This window comes from Bradyrhizobium sp. 155 (assembly GCF_023101105.1).
GTDB lineage: Bacteria > Pseudomonadota > Alphaproteobacteria > Rhizobiales > Xanthobacteraceae > Bradyrhizobium > Bradyrhizobium canariense_D.
This window is the reverse complement of the sequence record NZ_CP064706.1, coordinates 59,229-79,625: the sequence shown is the minus strand read 5'-3', so window position 1 is coordinate 79,625 and position 20,397 is coordinate 59,229. Positions and strand designations below refer to the sequence as shown.

The following is a 20,397-nucleotide window of genomic DNA, read 5'->3' as shown; positions in this document are numbered from 1 at the left end:
ACGCTCAATACGCGTCGGCTCTCGGTAAAACTGCAAATTGCCAAACGCTGGTGTCTTTAACGCTTGCGCGCGGGGAAGTGCCCGTGATGGTCGCGTTACGTCTCTTTCTGCCTGACAGCTGGACAAGTGACATGCCTCGCTTGAAGCGCGCTCGCGTGCCAGTCGAACACCGAACGCCGCGGTCCAAGCCGGAGATCGCTTTGGCCGAGATTGACCGCGCGATGGCAGCCAACATACGCTTTGGATGTGTGCTGGCGGATGCAGGATACGGCCTCAGCGCGCCGTTTCGACAAGGGCTAACAGAGCGCGGGCTGGCCTGGGCGGTCGGTATCCCTCGGCACCAGAAAGTGTATCCGGTCGATGTGAAGCTCATTTGGCCGATCACCAAAGCCCGTGGCAAACCACGAAAGCACCACGTGCCCGATATCTTATCGATTGCGGCAGAACAAATGCTGGCCAGCGCCAAATGGAAAACCGTGAGTTGGCGCAGCGGGACGAAAGGTCGGCTCAAAGCCCGATTTGCTGCTCTCCGTGTCCGCACCGCCGACGGCCCTCCGCAGCGGATATGGGATAAAGGTCAGCAGCATCTCCCAGGCGACGAAGCCTGGCTCATTGGCGAGCAACGTGCCTCCGGGGAGAAGAAATACTATCTCGCCAATCTTCCGGCGACGACGGATCTGCGCACGCTGGCCGCCACCATCAAGGCACGGTGGATTTGTGAGCAGGCGCATCAACAGTTGAAGGAGGAACTTGGACTTGATCACTTCGAAGGGCGATCATGGCAAGGTCTTCATCGCCACGCCCTTATGACAATGATTGCCTACGCCTTCCTGCAACATCGTCGCCTCGCAAACGCGGGGCGAAAAAAAAAGAATCAACGGGCCTCCGCCTCAACCGACTATGCCCGCCGTACGTCACGCCATCGTCGATCTCATCCTTCGGCCGCCGCCCCAGCAGTGCCCATATTGCCGAAAGAAAATCCTTGAAAAACAGCGGCGAAAACACATTCCGCCAAAGTAGTGCTAGCATTACAGTTGCTTTTGTTGCGGGCTTCTGAATCCATGGGCAACCATGATTCGAATGTCGTGGGCGCGGGCCGCGTCGGTTGAGGCGACGCTTGCGTTGTGGGCGGCGTCGCTTCGAGAGATCAAGCAACGGATACGTCCGTTGTTCACGCAAGAGCGTGTTGCGACGAATGCAGGTCTGTTCCTGGAAGGTCTGCTCGGAGATGAGCAGCGCAAGACCGGTTGGATGCGCGCGGAGGCGGCTGGCGATCCCGGCCCATGGCGGCAGCAGGCGATTCTGGGTCGTGGAGACTGGGACGCTGATGCCCTGCGCGATATCGTGCACGACTATGTCATCGAGCATTTGGCGGATGACGATGCGGTGCTCGTGATCGACGAGACCGGTTTTCTCAAACAGGGCAAAGCGTCATGCGGAGTGGCGCGGCAATACACTGGTTCGGCAGGAAAGATCACGAACTGCCAGATCGGCGTCTTCGCTGCCTACGTTTCGCGTCATGGCCATGCGTTCATCGATCGCGCGTTGTATCTTCCGAAGGAATGGACCGACGATCCAGATCGTCTGGAAGCCACATATGTGCCTGCCGATGTCGGCTTTGCGACCAAACCAAAGCTTGCGACGAGAATGATCGCACGCGCGATAGCCGGGTCTGTACCATTCAAGTGGGTTGCCGGTGATACCGTCTACGGTGTTGGCAACATCGAACAGCAACTACGTCGGGCAGGCAAAGGCTACGTGCTTGGGGTCAGCAGCGCTCATGTGTTTCGATCCTGGGGCAAGCGACCGCCGGTCGCCGGTACGGCTGCAGACCTCGCCCGGACGCGGCGCTCATCCGACTGGAAGCGCCTGTCGGCGGGAGCCGGAACCAAAGGACCGCGGCTGCACGATTGGTGTTATCTCGAATTGGCGGATCTCGAGGCCGAGCAGTCCAACAGTGCAAATGACGGTTTGTGGACACGCGGTCTACTGATCCGTCGTCGCATTGCCGATGATGACCTCGCCTTCTTCACCACCTGGTGCCCAGCGGGAACAGCCATTGAAACGCTGGTCGCGGTCGAAGGCCATCGATGGGCGATCGAGGACAGCTTTGAAACGGCGAAAAACGAGTTCGGGCTCGATCACAACGAGAGCAGATCCTGGCATGGCTGGCACCGTCATGTGTCCTTGGTGATGCTCGCCTTCGCCATGATGGCCGCGATCCGACATCGCGCTAATCCGCCACCGCCCAAAAAAACGAAACGGCGCCCCCCGGCAAAAGCCAAAACATAACCACCCCACCACTGATCCGTTGGTCAATCCAGGAAATCCGCCGCATTGCTATCAGACTTGCGCGGAAGCGGATTCAACCCGCACACATCATCGCATGGTCCTTCTGGCGCAGAGCTCACCAGGCTGCCGCTCAACGCGCCCACTTCAAATCAAAAAAGCAACTGTAATGCTAGGGTTCAGACTCAATTGATCCAATAAGCGACGAGAGCGGCGAGGTGGACGGCGGCCAAGAAGTTTCTGGCAAGTTTGTCGTAGCGAGTAGCAACACGCCTGAAATCCTTGAGCCGGCAGAAACAGCGCTCGATAACATTGCGCCCTTTATAGAGGCGCTTGCTGAAGCTGTGGAGGGTTACCCGGTTGGATTTGTTTGGAATGACGGGTTTCGCGCCGCGATTGACGATTTCGGCGCGAAAGCCGTCGCCATCGTAGCCTTTGTCCCCAATGAGGGAAGACATGGGCGGCGCGAGCTTCAAAAGGGCCGGCCCTGCGGCAATGTCTGCGGCTTGTCCCGGAGTGAGATGAAATGCGCAAGGTTTGCAATCAGGGTCGCTCAGCGCGTGGATTTTCGTGGTCCGCCCACCGCGCGAGCGGCCGATCGCCTGTTCACACTCCCCCCTTTTCCGCCGCTCGCCGAGCGATGCGCTTTGATCGAGGTGGAGTCGATCGACAAAGCCACTCGGTCCTTGCCGCAGCGGGCGAGCGCTTCAAAGATCGCCTGCCAATGTCCGCGCTTAGCCCAGCGATTGAACCGATTGTAGATCGTCGTGTAAGGGCCATAGTCGGACGGGCAATCGCGCCAGCGTGCGCCGCACTGGAGCATGTGAATGATACCGCTGATAATGCGTCGATCGTCTTCGCGCGCCGGGCCGGTCTGGTTCGTTGGCAGATGCGGCTCTATCTGAGCCCACTGCTTGTCGTTGAGCCAGAACAGTCCTTTGCGCATCGAAGTCCCCCGTGCCGAATCAACTTAGCACCAGGGAATCAGAACTCGCTAATTAGGTACAGACCCTAGCATTACAGTTGCTTTTTTGATTTGAAGTGGGCGCGTTGAGCGGCAGCCTGGTGAGCTCTGCGCCAGAAGGACCATGCGATGATGTGTGCGGGTTGAATCCGCTTCCGCGCAAGTCTGATAGCAATGCGGCGGATTTCCTGGATTGACCAACGGATCAGTGGTGGGGTGGTTATGTTTTGGCTTTTGCCGGGGGGCGCCGTTTCGTTTTTTTGGGCGGTGGCGGATTAGCGCGATGTCGGATCGCGGCCATCATGGCGAAGGCGAGCATCACCAAGGACACATGACGGTGCCAGCCATGCCAGGATCTGCTCTCGTTGTGATCGAGCCCGAACTCGTTTTTCGCCGTTTCAAAGCTGTCCTCGATCGCCCATCGATGGCCTTCGACCGCGACCAGCGTTTCAATGGCTGTTCCCGCTGGGCACCAGGTGGTGAAGAAGGCGAGGTCATCATCGGCAATGCGACGACGGATCAGTAGACCGCGTGTCCACAAACCGTCATTTGCACTGTTGGACTGCTCGGCCTCGAGATCCGCCAATTCGAGATAACACCAATCGTGCAGCCGCGGTCCTTTGGTTCCGGCTCCCGCCGACAGGCGCTTCCAGTCGGATGAGCGCCGCGTCCGGGCGAGGTCTGCAGCCGTACCGGCGACCGGCGGTCGCTTGCCCCAGGATCGAAACACATGAGCGCTGCTGACCCCAAGCACGTAGCCTTTGCCTGCCCGACGTAGTTGCTGTTCGATGTTGCCAACACCGTAGACGGTATCACCGGCAACCCACTTGAATGGTACAGACCCGGCTATCGCGCGTGCGATCATTCTCGTCGCAAGCTTTGGTTTGGTCGCAAAGCCGACATCGGCAGGCACATATGTGGCTTCCAGACGATCTGGATCGTCGGTCCATTCCTTCGGAAGATACAACGCGCGATCGATGAACGCATGGCCATGACGCGAAACGTAGGCAGCGAAGACGCCGATCTGGCAGTTCGTGATCTTTCCTGCCGAACCAGTGTATTGCCGCGCCACTCCGCATGACGCTTTGCCCTGTTTGAGAAAACCGGTCTCGTCGATCACGAGCACCGCATCGTCATCCGCCAAATGCTCGATGACATAGTCGTGCACGATATCGCGCAGGGCATCAGCGTCCCAGTCTCCACGACCCAGAATCGCCTGCTGCCGCCATGGGCCGGGATCGCCAGCCGCCTCCGCGCGCATCCAACCGGTCTTGCGCTGCTCATCTCCGAGCAGACCTTCCAGGAACAGACCTGCATTCGTCGCAACACGCTCTTGCGTGAACAACGGACGTATCCGTTGCTTGATCTCTCGAAGCGACGCCGCCCACAACGCAAGCGTCGCCTCAACCGACGCGGCCCGCGCCCACGACATTCGAATCATGGTTGCCCATGGATTCAGAAGCCCGCAACAAAAGCAACTGTAATGCTAGTCAGACGCGCTGTGCGCGACGCTCGCTAGTGGAGCTTACCGCGGCTGCGAGCCGAGCCGTTGAGGATGGCCTGTTTGTGTTGTCCGGCGGGATTGCTGCAGCCAATCCGCGATCGGAGCACACAGGCGAGAAGACGTGTGATCAAACAAGGCTTGGGAGGCAAGCGACGGCTCCGCGTCCCGTTGCGGCGCTTGGATCTCGGAATGCGGCGCCGCTGAAGGACGAACTCCTAAATTCCGACACTACCACTGAGATAATGGTGAAGATTGCCAATCTCGTAGAGACACGGGTGGGGGGCGAAGCGCCGTCGAAAGACATCGGCTCCGGTCTTGATAGCAATCTTTTGACCGATCTCAAAGAAACCGCAACGGGGTTCCGCGCGGATGCGGCCGAGTTGATCGTGCAGAAGGAGCCGGCTGACAGCGCGGGGCAGCCGCAACCGCAATACATGCGGCGGCTCACTGACGAGGCAGTCAGATTGCTGGACGATCTCCAGAGGGGCAAGCTGGAGAATCAGGCGAACTTTATCCTGAGCGAATGCTTCTGAGAAGCAGCCAGCGCGTTCTCTATGATCAATCAGCAGCTCAAGCGCGACGGTTATGCCGCGAGCATTGATCCATCAATCTTCATCTGGCTTGCCAATATCACGGAACTGGAGACGCGCGACGCCGGGACCATGCGGCTTGAGATCGTACCCAACCTCCGAGATCATCCGAGCACGTACGCGCGCCAGGTCGCTCAGTTCATCTGGCACCTTGTCGAGAGGCAAGGCTGCCCGCTACAGGCCGCATATCGAGCGGCGCTCACGAAGCTCACCATAAGCGCGAGTTTCGCCGAGACGGCCTATGCCTTTTTGCAGCCGGTCTTCAAACGGGCGGGACCGCACGTGAAGATGCTGACCCGCATTTCAGATCCAGAAATGTAAAGCTAAGCTGCGCAATACGGCGTCTTGATTGTTGCTCGTACTGCTCCAAGGCGTCATCCCATGGGACTTTCCGCTCCTTCGGGCCCCATTCGTCAGCATTGAGATAGAGGCACCAACGTCTGTTTGGTGCCGTTGAAGAATTCAATTGTTGGACAGGGGAGCTTCCATCGAAAGTCCCTATTCGCGAAGGTTCGCAGCGTACGCGCCTCTACTAGCAAGATATCTATTCATGCATGTTGGTGGCCTCAGATCAAGATCGGTCAAATGTTGTGCAATCACGTTCGCCCACTCCACAGTCAGTCCTTTAACGACGCAGTAAGACTGGGACGCGGACTCATAAAGGCGCAGCCAATCGCCTGATTCACACGAGTTGAACGAAGGCAAGGTAGTGTGGCGACGAGCCTGTCGTAGCGCGTCGCCGCGGGACGACATTGCGTGAATTTGTTGAAGAACCGCTTGACGCGGTTGCGCGCGAAGGGCCGAAGCAGAGCGGATCGCTGCTGCGATCGCGATCCGGCGGGATGTTGTCCCACGCGCCCGTCGGCAAGCTCCCTGATCCAGTCGGTGTCATAGCCGCGGTCTGTAAGCAGCATTGATCCTGATTCCAGACGAGACAGCCGGCAAACCGAGCGTCGCGGGCCTCCCCCGGGACCCAATCCAGCCGCATCGGCAGACCATTGCTGCGGTTGATGCGTTTTCGCTCGGCGAGGCTAAACTGCGATGTGCGCTGCACCGAGAGGCTCAGCATTTCCGACGGTGTGCCCGACGCTATACATATCCCTCAGAATTCTCGGTGTTTTGGCAGTGGTCCGGATATCCAGAGCACCCCCAGAATTCACGATGGTCGCCCCGAATTTGTTCCGATCTCATCGATCGCCCGCAGGCGGGACAGGCCTTGCGCGAAAAGACGCGCCGGTCTTTTGCCAAGGCGCATTACTCTGATTTCGCCAGCCCGCTCGCGGTTAGCGTCCGCACACGTTCCCCGGTGTGTTGCCGGTCGTATACTCCAGCAGACGCTCGCGCTGACGCACGTAGGCTCGCACTTCGGCAATCTGCCCTTTGGGTCGAAAGCTGGCTCGCAGCAACCCGAACGAATGGAGCCGCTGCAGCCACTGCGCGTCGCTGACATCGGTCTTGCGCACCGGCACGTGCTTGGCATCGCGCGCGTTGACAAGAAACACAGTGAACCCCGGTGCATCGAGAAGCTCGAAAATCGGGATCCAGTAGACACTGGTCGATTCCATGACGACGGTCTCGACGCCGCATTCTGTAAACCAGTCGACCAGCCGATGCAGATCAGCCGTGAAGGTACCAAAGCTGCGTACCGGCTCAGGTGCGCGATCTGCCCTGACGGCAGCCATGTGCATGGTCGCGCCAATGTCGATGGCAGCCGCGTTCGGGTGCACCATGGGCATCGTGCGGTCGGCCCTGGATTTCGATTTGTTGCGGTTCATCTCCAATCCTCCTGCTGACACGGCGGAAGGGCTGGGCTGCGCAATTTATTCAGATTCCTAGACGGGATCGCCGGGACGGCGTCACCACTCTCACGTACGCAACAGCCCATGGACCAGGGGTTTTAGCGGGGTCACATGCCACCAAAATCATATCGGCCGCTCCCTTCCGGCCGCAGTCTAGCGGCGATGCGTTTCTATCCCACAGGGAGCGAGCAGCGCTGAGACCAGTTTTTTAGAAGGTGCGCTCACCAAGGCGGGATTGCTGAGCGCAAAGCGATGATCGACCGCGAGCACGATTTGTCGATCACGAAGCAAGCGGAAGTCTTGCAGATCAGCCGTGGCAGCGTCTATTACCTGCCGCGCCCGGTGTCGGACGCCGATCTCGCGGTCATGCGGCGTCTCGATCGGCTGCATCTGGAGTTTCCTTTCGCCGGTTCGCGGATGTTGAGAGGCCTGCTGGCTGCCGAGGGGTGCAAGATCGGCCGCCGGCATGTCAAAACGCTGATGCGGCGGATGGCGATAGAAGCGCTCTATCGCCGCCCCCGAACCACGAAGCCGGAGCCCGGCCACAAGATTTATCCGTATCTGCTGCGCGGCATGGAGATCACGCGTCCGAACCAGGTCTGGGCGATGGACATCACTTACATCCCGATGGCGCGCGGCTTCGTGTATCTCGCTGTCGTGCTCGATTGGGCTACCCGACGAGTATTGTCATGGCGGTTATCGATCACGATGGAAGTGGCCTTCTGCGTCGAGACCCCTGGAGGATGTCTTGGCGCTGCACGGCCGGCCTTCCGCGCGGACTGGCGGCAATCAAGTTTTGGACACGCAAGAAGTTCAAGGGGACGACGGCGCTGAAGCGGAAGATCAATCCAATGCGTGTTCCGATCGAGCAGAAGGAGAGTATCCGCTGCCTGGAGAATGTACGGCAATCGACCGACCTTCTCGCTGCCCCTGGACGATGCGTTCATATTGGTGATCGCGAGAGCGACATCTATGAGCTGTTTTGCCTGGCCGAGGAGGTTGGAACACACTTCTTGGTGCGAACCTGTGTTGATCGGCTTGCCGGGGACGGCAATCATACAAATGCCGACGAAATGGATGAGGTTACGGTCAAAGGCCTACATCGGATCAAGGTCAAGGACGACAAAGACGATCCGGATGAGGCGCTTCTCGAAATTCGTTTCCGCAAGCTTCGAATTCTGCCGCCGATCGGTAAGCAGAAGAAATATCCCGCACTCACTCTGACCGTGATCCATGCTCAAGAGCGGGGAACGCCGAAGCGGCGAAAGAAGATCGAGTGGAAGCTCCTCACCGATCTCTCGGTCCAATCGCGCAACGACGCCGTCGAGAAGATCGAATAGTACGCGTTGAGGTGGAAGATCGAAGTCTTCCATAAGGTCCTCAAATTAGGCTGCAAGGCGGAGGACTCGAAATTGCGCACCGCTGAGCGTCTGGTCAATCTGATCGCTGTTTTTTGCATCGTAAGTTGGCGCGTCTTCTGGATTGACGATGCTCAATCGCTCTTCGCCGAATGCCCTACCGCAGACGGCGCTGACAGATCCCGAACTCAGGCTTCTTGATCATTTGGTCAAAGACAGGGGTGGCGATCGCCCTCGGCGAAGCACGCTCTCGCACTATGTCGTCAAGATCGCGCGGCTCTGAGGATATTTGGCCAGAGCCAACGATCCGCCTCCAGGAAATACCGTTATCGGGCGCGGACTATCACGGCTGACTGATATCGAACTGGGAGCCGCGATCGAGGCAAAAGATTATGGCTAATTGAAAGTGTTGAAACATCACGAACGAGCCCTGTCTACTACCAGATCTCGTCAGTGATTGTTTGCGAACTTAATGCTTTGCTATGATCGCCGGTCTGTAAAGGCGGCCTGTTTTGCGAACGCGACTGAATCCTCAGGCCATCCTGTTCTGTCGAGCGCGGGTGGAGCGCCGGGGTGGGCTTCCATGTGCGCAGGTCACTGCCCTTTATGAGCCGGATCTATAAGCGGTCTAGCATTTTGAGCTGCGGCCTAGGAGAACACTATGACACGCTTGTTTGCGTTGCTTCTCGTTTCGCTCGTATCGCTACCGGCTTACGCGCAGTTGCCGGTCCCCTCTACATGGGTAAATCAGAGGGGCTCGGTTCTTTCGATACAGACGCTAGATGCATCGACAGGAAATTTCACGGGAACGTATGTGAATAACGCGACTGGATTTTCGTGCCGGGGACAGCCTTACGCTACGGCGGGAAACGTCACGGCGGACAAAATAAACTTCTACGTCAATTGGACGTCACCCACGGCTTCGACCTGCAGAACAATCACGATCTGGACTGGCCGCGTAGCTGGCAACAAAATTCCAACTCGATGGAAGCTGTACTACGTGGGAGCGGACTGGAACTTTCATAAAATGATTGGCCGGGACTTCTTCACGATGAGGTAGACCAAATCTGGTGCAAGTAAGCGGAGTCTGTCTCGCCGTACGCCGCCGGCGGAGGAAGACTTCGCCAAGCTGTGTAGACCTCAGCGCGTGCAGCAGCTCCCCTCAATCTACAGAGTTGCTGCGCCACCTCTTGCAGTCATAGCCGCTTGGCAGCTCGAAGATGGAGTACTGACCGCTCACCCGGACGATGGGGAGCCGTCTTCGTCAGCGGTGTGCATCGCTCCTTGCGTCCCTTTCCGACGCATCGGACATGCGCACCGCGACCGAGAGTCACCGCATGGCGTTCCAGCCCGACCAGCTCCGAAAGCCGCAAGCCTGTTTGCACTGCGAGCAGCAATAGTGCGTAATCGCGCCGTCCGAGCCAGGTCGACTGGTCGGGGCGGGAGACGATGGCATTAATCTCCTCGCGCGTGAGGAAATGTAGCTGCCGTTTATCGCTCGATCAACTGGTACCGCGCTGGGCAAGACATAGAGCAGCAACTGCCCGTGCTATCGACGTTTCTGGGCCATGCCTATGTGCGCGACACCCTGTCCGCCACGCCGGAGTTGATGAGCCATGCCGCGCGACGGCTCGACAAGCGTTGGGAGGCACGGTCATGAGCGACTCCTGCGATCTTCCCGCGCTCATCGAACGCTGGTTCACCGATCGGCTCATGCGGCACCGCGGCGCGAGCGCGAACACCATCGCATTCAACGTCTGGACCGCGAAACGGTGACGCAGGTCATGAATGCGGGGGCCGTTGCGCTCGCGCTTCCGCCGAAGTCCGATCTGCCGCGAAAGCCGCCAGAAGACGCGATGCACGTACTGATGCAGCAGACGGCCACCTTGTTCGGCCACGAAGAAACAGGGGCTCCGCGGCGGAGCAAGATGCGCATCCCGGCGCGCCGAATAGTCTCTGAGCACGGCGACCGTCGTGGCGTGAAGCGGGACCAGCCGCGACTTGCCGAACTTGCTCTCGCGGATGGTGAGCACGCCCTGGTCGAGATCGAAGTCATCGCGGCACAGGTTGAGCGCTTCGGAATGGCGAAGCCCTGCCACCGCGATCAGCCCGAACAGGCAATGATAGGTCCAGCGGCGCAGAGCGTTCACTGGCGGTAGTGCCAGGGCCGCGGCCAACAAAGCCTCGATCTCGGCGTCACTATAGATAGGGCTTTGCCCGCCGGGCAGCTGGCACGAGGTCCGTCGGCGGCACTTCGGTCAAAGGATCGAAATGGGCAACATGCTGGGCAAAGAAACGCACGTCGGTCAGGCGAATAGCCCAGGTTGGCTGCGTTCCGATCTGCGTAATCCACTCCATAGCCAGCGCCACGGGTGATGGTCTCCGCACCGCGGGCTCCCATGAAGCTGCCGAACTCCGCTAGGCGGCGTCCCGGACTATCATATTTATAGCCCAGGCCCTGTCGCATCCGGATATAGCGCTCGAGCACGTTCCGAAGCCGGCTCATTGCACACCTCCCGGCCAGGGCTGGCTCAGCGTGCGGAGCGTCTCGATATCGAGCTTGGCGTAGATCCTGGTGCTATCCGTGCTGTGGTGGCGGAGCAACTGTCCGATCTCGTTGAAGCTCGCCCCTGAGCGTATCAGGTCTGTCGCGAGGCTATGCCGGAAAAGGTGCGCGCCGTGATGAGCGTAGCCGTGAATGCCAGCCGGCCGAGGGCCGGCTTGGCGATCTTCGTGATGGCGCAGCCGGATGTAAAACCGACGTGCGGCGCGAGCATCCGGAGGAACAGATGCCGGCTCGTCGACGTGGGCCGTCCTTGGCGGAGATAGGCAACGAGAGCCCCGCCGACATCGCGACGTAACGGCATGACCGCCGTGCGGCGCCCTTTGCCATGAACGAGGATCTCGCCCGTGCTCCAATCGAAATCATCGAGCGTAATGGCCACGACCTCGCCGGCGCGCAAACCCAGCTTGGCGAGGACCATGAGGATGGTATAATCCCTGAGACCCATCGGCGTCGATCGGTCGCAGCCATCGAGAACCTGCTGAACCTTGTGCGGCGGCAGGAATGTTGGCAACCTGCGTGGCGCCAGCGGCGGATCGACGGCACGCAGTCCGCCAAGGGACTATCAATACGCCCTCGCAAATGGAGGTAACGCAGTAACGCGCGCAAACTCCAGCACATCGCCTTGCCGCTGTCCGCAGCGCCATCGAGGGCGTGGCGCTCGACATACCCGATGACGAGCTCCGGATTTAGGATCGTGAACTCGCATGGTCCCTCCGGATAGATCTCCTGTAGGAAGCGTCGCGCGAGCAGCGCGCGGCGTCGCTGGCGCTATGGGACAGGCCTCGGTCGTTGATGATGTAGGCAGAGAAATCTTCAACGATCCGCTGTTGCTCGGTGAGCTCGACCGGAGCGGAGAGCGCGATCAAGCCATTGTCTCGTAACACCGAAAGCAAGCGCCGAAGTGCCGCCCGGTCGCCCGCGTTAATGGCCCAATGTTGAGATCGATGGTCGAAGAACCGTTCCACCCGGTCTTCGTCCAAGCTCCTGGGATCATGCCCGCCGCCGACGTGCCAATCCATCAGATCACGAATAGCCTCAGCTCGTGCTGCGAGCTTGGCTGAAGGAACCGCCCAGGCGAGGTGCCACAGCCTTGTTTCCCAACACGCACGGCGGCCAGCTCTGCACAGACCGGCATCCAGTCGCTGCTGAACAAACATGTCGCGCTGGCGTGCGCTGGCTGCGTTTCTCTGCAATCGACGGGTTTCGCCGCATGTCCTGCGGCACACCGCCGCCATGGAGCTGCTGCAGGCGGGCGTCGACTGTTCAGTGATCGCGCCTTGGCTCGGCCATGAGTCGATCGAGACGACCCAGACCTATCTCCATGCTCATCTCGAGCTCAAGGAGGCCGCGCTTGCCTAACTCAAACCGCATGACCGCCAGAGGGCAAAACGATTCCAGCCCAATGACCGGCTGCTCGAGTTCCTGAACGCGCTCTGATGTCTCAAAAAATGCCGAGAGCCAAATGTCGCAATTCGGTGCCTGCCTTGAGAGCGAACCTGCGCTCCAACGGCGCTCGGCATAGTTCGCCGGTCGGCATAAACCTGTAAGCTCATCGATATCGAACCACACGCTTAGTCGATGTCGGCTTAGTAAAGATGCGCCCTATCGAAGTGATGAGGGCTGAGCTACCGTCGTTCGTTGAGATCGTTGGAACGCACCCTCTGTTCGGGCCAGGAAGCGCCCGCAATGGAATTGCCGGACTTAAGATCGCGCTGTGCCCTGTGCGGGGCCGCTCGGTCCTCAAAATCGGGGCTTTCCTGCGATGCATGCTCGGGCTCACTGTGCACATTGTGTCGCGGGAGGAGCACGATCGGGAAGCCGCGATTGTTCAGGGTATCACGCATCTTGTCGCCAAGGTTCTCGTGCGCATGGAGCCTCTGCCGAGGCGATTGACAACGGCGAGCTTCGATCATCTGATCCAGGCCACAGAAATGGTCAGACACGACGCCCCAAGCGTATTTCTCGCAATCGAGCGCGAGAATCCTACGCCGCCGGAATTCGGGAACGCGTTTTTTCACTCGCGGAAGCGACGCGCCCGATGTTGGATCAGCACGACTGAACTAACCCGCATTCTTCATACTATTGACGCCACGTTGTGATGATGTGCAATTGTTCTGCCCGACTGAATGCAGACAGCACGGAACCGCGGCGCCAAAGGCGCTGCCGACCAGAGGGTTTGTTGGGCTCTCCGGTGAGTCTTATAGCACCTTCATAACGGCTTGATTTCGCGAAGCGGATCATTTCGTCCACCACGGCACCATCATCGAGACGAACGTTGAGAGCTATCGCCGCCGTACTGCGCCCGTTGATGTCGTCACCATGACGACACGACTCACCCAGCACCTCACGCGCCTCGTCCGGCGCTGGGGCTGATCGCCAGCGTCGGCCGAGCAACCTCCGCGGCGGCCAGCAAATCCTTCCATTGCCGAATTTCGCCCCCTTTGATCAGCCAGTGCATGTTGGGGCAGGCATCCGAGCTATCGCTGAAAGTGGTGACGGCGGGAATCGGGAAGGCGGCATATCGTGGGGGTGCTTGACGCCTCCACTTCTCCACCGAAGGAGCGATATGCCGTTGTCCAACGATAACGTCATCCATCTGATTCAGCCAGGAATCTTCGACGATCAACTCACAGAAGTCTTGCGCAATGGAGTGCGTGCCCTGCTGGCCCAGGCGGTCGAGGCCGAGGTTGCAGACTTTCTAGGCCAGCATGCCGATTTGAAGACCCGGGACGGCCACCAGCGCGTGGTCCGCCACGGTCACCTGCCGGAGCGCGAGGTGATGACCGGCATCGGTCCGGTCGCCGTCCGCCAGCCGCGTGTACGCGATCGCGAAGCGGACGCCGCCGATCCTGGCCGCATCCGGTTCTCGCCGTCGATCCTGCCGCCCGACATGCGCCGGTCGAAGTCGATCGAGACGCTGCTGCCGATCCTTTACCTGAAGGGTATCTCGACCGGCGACTTCTCTGAGGCGCTGGCTGCGCTGCTCGGCAAGGATGCTGCCGGGTTGTCGGCATCCGCCATCGGTCGCCTGAAGGATGGCTGGCTCGACGAGCACGCCGCGTGGCAGAGGCGCGATCTGTCGGCGAAGTGCTACGTCTACATCTGGGCCGATGGCATCCATCTCCAAGCGCGCCTCGAAGACGAAAAGCAGTGCATCCTGGTGCTGATCGGCGCGACGCCGGAAGGCCGCAAGGAACTGGTCGGCTTCACCGATGGCGCCCGCGAGAGCGCGCAGGACTGGCGCGATCTGCTGCTCGATCTGAAGCGGCGCGGGCTCGACGTGGCGCCGCAGCTTACCATCGCAGATGGCGCACTCGGGTTCTGGAAGGCGGCTGGCGAGCTGGCGTTCGACGCCTTCATCGAGAGCTACACGCCCAAATACGAGAAGGCGGCCGACGGCCTGCGCAAGGATCGGAACACCCTACTGGCGTTCTACGACTTCCCGGCCGAGCACTGGAAACACCTGTGGACGACGGATGAGATTGACAAGCGATTTTTGGGCCGAGACGACGATTGCGGAAATAGCTGCACGTCCATTCTTTTGTTCGGCCGGGCCGCAGGTCATTCTTCCGTCCCGGCCATCAATCTTGCAGCCGCCGCGCGCAGGGGCGGTCAAGGCTGGCCGCACTTGCGGCCACCGCAAGGCTTGGCCTTGACCGGCACGAGCACGGTGGCACGCTGCATGGAACGGGACTAGCCAGACTGGAAGTTGCCGTCAACTGCGATTATGGTTGTCGGGCGCGGGCGACCTCGTGGCGAAGCGTGACGCGTGGGCTGCAAGCGTCAGCGGTGGCCACCGCGACGATCTGATGGCCGCGCCGGGCGCGGATGCGGACGAAGAACGCATGCAGCGGACCGGGCGCCTTGGCCGCTGCCCAGGCCGCCTCGACCAGCATGGCGCGCGCGTGACTGCGGCCGATCTTGCTGATGCGGCCGTGATGGGCGGCGCCCAGTCCGGACCCGCGGGTTCAGCCCAAAATAGCTCACCAGCTTCTGCGGGCTGTTGAACCGGCTGATGTCGCCGATCGCCGCCATGATGCCGGCTGCGACCGCCAAGTTGACGCCGGTGATCGTCATCAATCTGTTGACCGCGGAATCGTCGATGGCGTCCTGCGCGATCTCGCGGTCGAGCAGGGCCAGATCTTCCGCCAGCCGGTCAAGCTCGCGGACGTGCCGATCGATCGCCGCGCGCTCATCGTCCGGCAACGGTTGGGCGGCCAACCACGCCCGGCCGCGGCCGTTGAAAAGATCGGCATGCGGGCACTTCGGGATCAGGTGCGCGTGCAGGATCGAATGCACCTCGTTCTTGAGCCGCGTGCGATGCCGCACGACCTGGTAGCGCCGCGCCACCAGCCGACGCTTGCGTTCCGTCTCCGCGTCAGGCGTCCAGATCTGCGGCAGGTACCCAGCCGCCTGCAGACTGGCGAGCGTGCCGGCATCGATCTTGTCGGTCTTGACGTGAGCCTGGGCGATCGCCTTCACCTGCAGCGGATTGGCGATAATCACCCGTGCCACGAACGGTGCCAGAACCCGCGATACCGCCATGCTGTTGCCGGTCGCCTCGACCACCACCTCATCACTGGCCAGCAGGGTCTTGCCAAATCCCTCCAACGCAGTCCGCGTCATATCAATGCGGCCCGCATGTCGGAGCCTGCCATCCTCCCAAATCACCACCTCCCCGAAAGTTCGGTGGACGTCGATGCCAATCACCCGTCGCATTTGCACCTCCTGCTTGATATGACGGGAGCTGCGGGCGACACGACAACTACGGATTCGCGCTCCCAGCGCAACCGGGCGAGTCGCAGAGGCGGCCAGCTACTAACTCGAGCTCGCGGCTCATCGAATGCATCGGCCTGCCCGCACATCGTGCTCCCGGTGCCTCTGTCCCGATGGTCGCACCATACGCCACGACGCAGAACACCGCAGCGGAACGTTGGCACCGAGAAATCTCATACCGGTTACCAACATGCTGGAGCGCGCCAACGAGGATATTTGGCGGCGCACCAATGTCGTGCGAATCGTCCCCAATGCCGAGAGCGGCCTGCGGCTTGTCGGTGCACTCACCGTCGAGCGTCACACCTGGGCTCGAGGACCATCGCCATCTGGACATGGATCTGCTCCAGGAACAAAAGAAGCAGGCCCTGCGCCAGGCGGCCTGACCATGCTCAGGGCCACAAATGGGATGGGCCACCCCTCTCCTCCGCCGTCGCTAGCCCGCTGCGACGGCGGCTCCGAGGGGATGGCTTAGCCGGACCCCCATGATTGGTTCTGCTGAACATAACGCACAGAACGTTTTCGGCCTTTGGCTTCTCGCAAAAGAAGTGGCTTCTCCGCTGCATGGCCCGCCGGACAACGCCCGGCGGCCAACCAATCCTGATAGGTGTGTCGCAGGTCTCTTCGGACTTACGATGCGACTTGGAGCGGCTGCGTGGAGAGCGGCTGCGTGGAGTACGTCGGGGTAAGAGAAATGACTGCAAGGCGCTTACTTTGGTTCGGCATCGGTCTCGGGGGTTGTCTTGGCTTTGGCTTATGGCTGGTATTGCCCGGCGGGCTGGCTGGTAAGGACGATGGTGCCGGTAAGGACTATGGTGTCCGTTCGGACGGCGACGCCCTAATTGACAAGGTCAGATCAACTTGGCGAGCGCAGGACGGTGAGACGGCGGAGCAAATCTTCGCCAAGGTCTCGATGGTAGCCCACTTCGTTCCCAGGGGGTGGGAGCTTGGGCCAAAGACCGACACCGGCGAGCTCGTTGTCTTTTCTTGGGCCAAACGTGGGTCTGATGAAGGAAAGGACGAGTATACGGTCACATGGGAAGTGGCACCCGATGGCAAAGTGAAACTTGTGGCTCCGTATGCAAAGCCGATGGAACTGGGATGGCAGGCGTTCGCACTTTCGCTCGTTTCTGACGAAGTAACAAACAAGGAAAGAGGCGTGAAACGTCGCTTCCTGCGTGATCCCGCTAGCTTCAACTTCGTGACGACCCCTCAAGGCAAGCTGGGCGATCTTCTGCGGCGCGGCCGCTGCTATATCGGTGAGCCGGTCGGAATGCGCTACTTGTCCAAAGTAGACGAGCAGCAAACTGGGAAGGGCGTCCTGTGGCGCGTGGAGCTGCCGGTCGACTGCAATACTCCCGGACCTAGTCATGTTGCCCGTGACGGAGTCATCATTTTCGAGAAGCGCGAAGAGCAAGATTGGGAGCCACAATCCTTCTTTGCCACGCTTATCGCTGCTTATCCACCCGACTCTTGGTCTGAACTTGCAGATCCGAAAGACCAGCAAGCAGTCGAGGGGGCCCGAAAAACATCACCCAAATGAAAGCAGTAGACAAGCACGAGGCCCGGGCCGTCTATCATGGATAGCTACTTTCACCGCCGAGGTCATTACGTCATGGCCGCGCGAGCTTCTGCGCGCCCGCGCTCGCGACATACTGCGGAATAACCCGCATGCGAATGCCGCCATCGAGAGTTTCGTCGGCAACGTGATCGGCGCGGGCATCAAGCCGTCCTCGCTCGAGGACCCACAACCGCAAAGCGGTGATTGAACCGCCCCCGGGTTTGCCGGAGGCTCCAACTCCTGAAAGGATGGAGCCATGACGAGCAACACGACGAACAAGTTTTCGCCCAAGGTCCGGGCGCGCGCGGTTCGGATGGTTCTGGATCACGCCAGCGAGCATCCGTCGCGCTGGGCGGCGGTGACATCGATTGCGGCCAAGATCGGCTGCACGCCGCAGACGCTGCATGACTGGGTCAAGAAGGCCGAGATCGATAGCGGGCAGCGGGCCGGCGTTCCGACCGACATGGCCGAGAAGCTGAAGGCCCTCGAGCGGGAGAACCGCGAGCTTCGGCAGGCCAATGAGATCCTGCGCAAGGCAAGCGCCCATTTTGCGATGGCGGAGCTCGACCGCCGGTCCAAGCCATGATCGCTTTCATCGACGATCATCGTGGGGCGCATGGGGTCGAGCCGATCTGCAAGGTTTTGCCGATCGCCCCCTCGACCTACCACGCCCATGTCGCCAAGCGGCGCGATCCGGCCAAGCTGTCGGCGCGCGCCAGGCAGGATGCTGCTCTGAAGATCGCGGTTCGACGCGTCTTTGACGAGAACTTCTCCGTCTACGGCGTGCGCAACGTCCGGCCCCAACTCAAGCGCGAAGGCTTCGATGTCGCCCGTTGCACGGTGTCGCGGCTGATGCGGGACATGGGCCTACAAGGGGTCATCCGCGGCAAGCCCGTCAAGACCACGATCAGCGACAAGGCTGCGCAATGCCCGCTGGATCACGTCAACCGCCAGTTCAAGGCGCCAAGGCCGAACGTCCTCTGGCTCTCCGACTTCACCTATGTCGCGACCTGGACCGGCTTTGTCTACGTCGCCTTTGTGATCGACGCCTACGCCCGCAGGATCGTGGGCTGGCGAGCCTCGCGCACGGCGCATGCAGGCTTCGTTCTCGATGCGCTGGAACAGGCCCTACACGATCGCCGGCCGGTTCATCGCGGCGGGCTCGTGCACCACAGCGACAGAGGCAGCCAAGGCGGATTCAAACGGTCGTCGCAACACCAGTGACTTTCACTCATGACAGCAGATCGTCAAGCGCCTCCGCTGGCGTTTTCCAGCCTAGTGTCTTTCTCGGTCGGGCCTTGAGAGCCGCTGCCAAAGCGGATATCTCCTCGGCGCTGTGGATGCTCAGGTCTGTGCCTTTCGGGAAGTACTGCCGCAGCAACCCGTTGGTGTTCTCGTTAGTGCCGCGCTGCCAAGGGCTTTGCGGGTCGCAGAAGTAGACCTGGATACCCGCATCGATCGTGAGACGATCGTGCTGAGCCATTTCGGCCCCCTGATCCCAGGTTAGCGAGCGACGGAGCTCTTCAGGTAAGGTGATGACGGTGCGCGTGATCGCGTCGCGCACGGCTTCAGCCCCGTGTCCCGCGAGCGCAGGTCCGTTCTTCACGCGCGGAGCTTCGCCATGTCCCGCCAACCGGGGAAGGTGCAATAGCATCGTGAAGCGCGTCGTGCGCTCGACCAGCGTGCCGATTGCCGAGCTGCCAACGCCGAGGATGAGGTCTCCCTCCCAATGCCCCGGCACTGCTCGATCGGCAGCTTCAGCAGGACGTTCACTGATCATGATCTCCGGGGAGACAAAGCCCTTGCCTCGCCTGCGTACGCGCGCTCTGGGCATCCGTAATACACGCCCTGTTCGCAAGCAGGCCGTCAGCTCGCGGCGTAGCGCGCCGCGGCCCTGAACGAAGAGAGCTTGATAGATAGCTTCGTGGCTGATGCGCATCGTCTTGTGGTCCGGGAAGTCGATCGGCAAGCGTCGGGCAATCTGCTCAGGGCTCCAGGCTTTGGCCCATCGCCGATCCTTGCGCGGGCCATGCCGGCGCCCCTTCCACGGAACGGAGGGACCAGGAACGGGAGCGCCGGTCGGGGCTACGACGCCGGCAGCAAGTTTCTCCTCCACATAAGTGCGCAAGGTCGCATTGAGCGCAAGCTTGGTCGGCTTGGGCCGGCGAGCGGATCGATCCGCATGCCATTGGGCAGTTGTTGCCCGATACTCCAACCCGCCGCCGCGGGTGCCGCATTGCGCCGCAGTTCACGGGAGACTGTCGAAGCAGCCCGCCCCAGGCGACGTCCGATCTCCTGTATGGAATGGCCCTGCACCTTGAGAAGTGCGATCTCCTCGCGCTCAATCAACGAGAGGTACCGCCCGGAGAGCGCCTTTGCCGAAGATCTGAACATCGCTGGTGGCATGCCGCCCGCCTTTCGGAATAATCTGCTTCCGACAGGTTGTGACAATCCGGCTTCGAGTGCAGCATCTTCGCTGCTTAACCCAGCGGCAATCGCCCGCCAAAATTTATTCTGTTCATTGCGCCCCGCAACAGAGGGCCGTCCTGGCGACGGCAATGGGGCTCGTCCTGACCGCTCCGATCTGCGCCTTACAGCGTTCATCGCAACCTCCAAACTCCGAGTGTTGCGACGACCGTTTGAATCCGCCCAATACGTATCCATTAAGTACACCGAGCGCTTGGCTGAAGCTGGTGTCGAGCCTTCTGTCGGCAGCGTCGGAGATTCCTATGACAACGCTCTCGCCGAAACCATCAACGGTCTCTACAAAGCCGAGGTGATCCATCGGCGCGGACCATGGCGCAGCTTCGAGGCCGTCGAGTTCGCGACGCTGGAATGGGTGGATTGGTTCAACAACCGACGCCTCCTCGAGCCCATCGGCAACATCCCGCCGGCCGAAGCCGAGCAACGCTACTACGCCATGCTGGAACACCCTGCCATGGCGGCATAACTTAAACCAAATGGTCTCCGGCAAACCCGGAGCGGTTCAGTCC

The 20,397-nt window shown here is 60.5% G+C and carries 15 protein-coding genes, 14 pseudogenes and 1 other annotated feature; of the genes and pseudogenes, 15 read left to right on the top strand and 14 right to left on the bottom strand.

Translation table 11 applies throughout. The features are described 5' to 3' along the window. Positions 1 to 5: 5 nt before the first annotated feature. Both IVA93_RS39910 and IVA93_RS39905 read left to right on the top strand, forming a co-directional pair. Positions 6 to 986: pseudogene (locus IVA93_RS39910) on the top strand (IS701 family transposase); the annotation flags it as partial. A gap of 85 nt (positions 987 to 1,071) precedes the next feature. Next, positions 1,072 to 2,292: an IS701 family transposase gene (locus tag IVA93_RS39905; protein WP_247285483.1), complete on the top strand. Its 1,221-nt coding sequence runs from the start codon at positions 1,072 to 1,074 to the stop codon at positions 2,290 to 2,292. A gap of 182 nt (positions 2,293 to 2,474) precedes the next feature. On the opposite strand, the pseudogene IVA93_RS39900 reads toward IVA93_RS39905, so the two are convergent. Further along, positions 2,475 to 3,235: pseudogene (locus tag IVA93_RS39900) on the bottom strand (IS5 family transposase). A 238-nt stretch (positions 3,236 to 3,473) separates the two neighbouring features. Further along, on the bottom strand, positions 3,474 to 4,694 hold the full coding sequence (locus tag IVA93_RS39895) for an IS701 family transposase (RefSeq protein WP_247285483.1): 1,221 nt from the start codon (positions 4,692 to 4,694) through the stop codon (positions 3,474 to 3,476). A gap of 308 nt (positions 4,695 to 5,002) precedes the next feature. Here IVA93_RS39895 and IVA93_RS39890 point away from each other — a divergent pair, with 308 nt between their 5' ends. Beyond that, positions 5,003 to 5,290, top strand: coding sequence for a hypothetical protein (locus tag IVA93_RS39890; RefSeq protein WP_247790166.1), 288 nt, complete (start codon positions 5,003 to 5,005; stop codon positions 5,288 to 5,290). Between the two features lie 21 nt (positions 5,291 to 5,311). Next, positions 5,312 to 5,668, top strand: coding sequence for a hypothetical protein (locus IVA93_RS39885; protein WP_247365861.1), 357 nt, complete (start codon positions 5,312 to 5,314; stop codon positions 5,666 to 5,668). Positions 5,669 to 6,029: 361 nt separating this feature from the next. Here the strand turns inward: IVA93_RS39885 and IVA93_RS39880 are convergent. The 3 genes and pseudogenes from IVA93_RS39880 to IVA93_RS39875 all read right to left on the bottom strand — a co-directional run. Next, positions 6,030 to 6,350, bottom strand: a pseudogene (locus IVA93_RS39880) (transposase family protein); the annotation flags it as partial. A gap of 86 nt (positions 6,351 to 6,436) precedes the next feature. Next, a complete protein-coding gene (locus IVA93_RS41515; protein ID WP_524536898.1) occupies positions 6,437 to 6,595 on the bottom strand; it encodes a topoisomerase DNA-binding C4 zinc finger domain-containing protein in 159 nt (52 codons plus the stop codon). Between the two features lie 62 nt (positions 6,596 to 6,657). After that, a pseudogene (locus IVA93_RS39875) lies at positions 6,658 to 7,122 on the bottom strand (IS110 family transposase); the annotation flags it as partial. Positions 7,123 to 7,344: 222 nt separating this feature from the next. Between IVA93_RS39875 and IVA93_RS39870 the strand changes: the two are divergent. The 3 genes and pseudogenes from IVA93_RS39870 to IVA93_RS41510 all read left to right on the top strand — a co-directional run. Then, positions 7,345 to 7,915: pseudogene (locus IVA93_RS39870) on the top strand (DDE-type integrase/transposase/recombinase); the annotation flags it as partial. Between the two features lie 82 nt (positions 7,916 to 7,997). Next, positions 7,998 to 8,486 (top strand): hypothetical protein, encoded by a 489-nt coding sequence (locus IVA93_RS41090; RefSeq protein WP_346771690.1) that lies wholly within the window; start codon positions 7,998 to 8,000, stop codon positions 8,484 to 8,486. 679 nt (positions 8,487 to 9,165) lie between these two features. Then, positions 9,166 to 9,564 (top strand): avidin/streptavidin family protein, encoded by a 399-nt coding sequence (locus IVA93_RS41510; protein ID WP_524536897.1) that lies wholly within the window; start codon positions 9,166 to 9,168, stop codon positions 9,562 to 9,564. Positions 9,565 to 9,759: 195 nt separating this feature from the next. Here IVA93_RS41510 and IVA93_RS39860 read toward each other — a convergent pair. After that, positions 9,760 to 10,000, bottom strand: a pseudogene (locus IVA93_RS39860) (tyrosine-type recombinase/integrase); the annotation flags it as partial. Here IVA93_RS39860 and IVA93_RS39855 point away from each other — a divergent pair. Next, positions 9,991 to 10,164, top strand: a pseudogene (locus tag IVA93_RS39855) (tyrosine-type recombinase/integrase); the annotation flags it as partial. The pseudogenes IVA93_RS39860 and IVA93_RS39855 sit on opposite strands and share 10 nt — an antisense overlap. A gap of 145 nt (positions 10,165 to 10,309) precedes the next feature. On the opposite strand, the pseudogene IVA93_RS39850 reads toward IVA93_RS39855, so the two are convergent. The 5 genes and pseudogenes from IVA93_RS39850 to IVA93_RS41505 form a co-directional block, all read right to left on the bottom strand. After that, positions 10,310 to 10,654, bottom strand: a pseudogene (locus tag IVA93_RS39850) (tyrosine-type recombinase/integrase); the annotation flags it as partial. A gap of 49 nt (positions 10,655 to 10,703) precedes the next feature. Continuing rightward, positions 10,704 to 10,874 (bottom strand): hypothetical protein, encoded by a 171-nt coding sequence (locus tag IVA93_RS39845; protein ID WP_247790165.1) that lies wholly within the window; start codon positions 10,872 to 10,874, stop codon positions 10,704 to 10,706. Positions 10,875 to 11,006: 132 nt separating this feature from the next. Next, entirely contained in the window at positions 11,007 to 11,204 is a 198-nt protein-coding gene (locus IVA93_RS40715; RefSeq protein WP_253075726.1) for a tyrosine-type recombinase/integrase, read from the bottom strand. Further along, positions 11,144 to 11,581 carry a tyrosine-type recombinase/integrase gene (locus IVA93_RS40710; RefSeq protein WP_253075725.1) on the bottom strand — a complete coding sequence of 146 codons (438 nt, stop codon included), beginning with the start codon at positions 11,579 to 11,581 and terminating at the stop codon, positions 11,144 to 11,146. The genes IVA93_RS40715 and IVA93_RS40710 overlap by 61 nt, the downstream gene beginning before the upstream one ends. 175 nt (positions 11,582 to 11,756) lie before the next feature. Then, positions 11,757 to 12,227 (bottom strand): hypothetical protein, encoded by a 471-nt coding sequence (locus tag IVA93_RS41505; protein WP_524536896.1) that lies wholly within the window; start codon positions 12,225 to 12,227, stop codon positions 11,757 to 11,759. On the opposite strand from IVA93_RS41505, the gene IVA93_RS41500 reads away from it, so the two are divergent. Then, positions 12,226 to 12,429, top strand: coding sequence for a tyrosine-type recombinase/integrase (locus IVA93_RS41500; RefSeq protein ID WP_524536895.1), 204 nt, complete (start codon positions 12,226 to 12,228; stop codon positions 12,427 to 12,429). The genes IVA93_RS41505 and IVA93_RS41500 overlap by 2 nt on opposite strands. A gap of 985 nt (positions 12,430 to 13,414) precedes the next feature. Here the strand turns inward: IVA93_RS41500 and IVA93_RS39825 are convergent. After that, positions 13,415 to 13,696, bottom strand: coding sequence for a replication initiation protein RepC (locus tag IVA93_RS39825; protein ID WP_247790182.1), 282 nt, complete (start codon positions 13,694 to 13,696; stop codon positions 13,415 to 13,417). Here IVA93_RS39825 and IVA93_RS39820 point away from each other — a divergent pair. Then, positions 13,643 to 14,566 (top strand): annotated as a pseudogene (locus IVA93_RS39820) (IS256 family transposase); the annotation flags it as partial. The gene IVA93_RS39825 and the pseudogene IVA93_RS39820 sit on opposite strands and share 54 nt — an antisense overlap. 289 nt (positions 14,567 to 14,855) lie before the next feature. Here IVA93_RS39820 and IVA93_RS39815 read toward each other — a convergent pair. After that, positions 14,856 to 15,789 (bottom strand): annotated as a pseudogene (locus IVA93_RS39815) (IS110 family RNA-guided transposase); the annotation flags it as partial. A 238-nt stretch (positions 15,790 to 16,027) separates the two neighbouring features. On the opposite strand from IVA93_RS39815, the pseudogene IVA93_RS39810 reads away from it, so the two are divergent. The 4 genes and pseudogenes from IVA93_RS39810 to IVA93_RS39795 form a co-directional block, all read left to right on the top strand. Beyond that, positions 16,028 to 16,229 (top strand): annotated as a pseudogene (locus IVA93_RS39810) (transposase); the annotation flags it as partial. A 284-nt stretch (positions 16,230 to 16,513) separates the two neighbouring features. Then, positions 16,514 to 17,386 carry a nodulate formation efficiency C protein gene (locus tag IVA93_RS39805; protein WP_247790164.1) on the top strand — a complete coding sequence of 291 codons (873 nt, stop codon included), beginning with the start codon at positions 16,514 to 16,516 and terminating at the stop codon, positions 17,384 to 17,386. Continuing rightward, the gene (locus IVA93_RS39800) at positions 17,283 to 17,612 is read left to right on the top strand and encodes a phage portal protein (protein ID WP_247790163.1); all 330 of its coding nucleotides are present in this window, start codon (positions 17,283 to 17,285) and stop codon (positions 17,610 to 17,612) included. Before IVA93_RS39805 ends, IVA93_RS39800 begins: the two co-directional genes overlap by 104 nt. Positions 17,613 to 17,660: 48 nt before the next feature. Beyond that, a pseudogene (locus IVA93_RS39795) lies at positions 17,661 to 18,595 on the top strand (IS3 family transposase); the annotation flags it as partial. Then, positions 17,945 to 18,061 (top strand) — a sequence feature (AL1L pseudoknot). (Overlaps the previous pseudogene by 117 nt.) 40 nt (positions 18,596 to 18,635) lie before the next feature. Here the strand turns inward: IVA93_RS39795 and IVA93_RS39790 are convergent. Further along, positions 18,636 to 20,008, bottom strand: a pseudogene (locus tag IVA93_RS39790) (IS30 family transposase). A 43-nt stretch (positions 20,009 to 20,051) separates the two neighbouring features. On the opposite strand from IVA93_RS39790, the pseudogene IVA93_RS39785 reads away from it, so the two are divergent. Next, positions 20,052 to 20,354, top strand: a pseudogene (locus IVA93_RS39785) (integrase core domain-containing protein); the annotation flags it as partial. Positions 20,355 to 20,397: the final 43 nt, after the last annotated feature.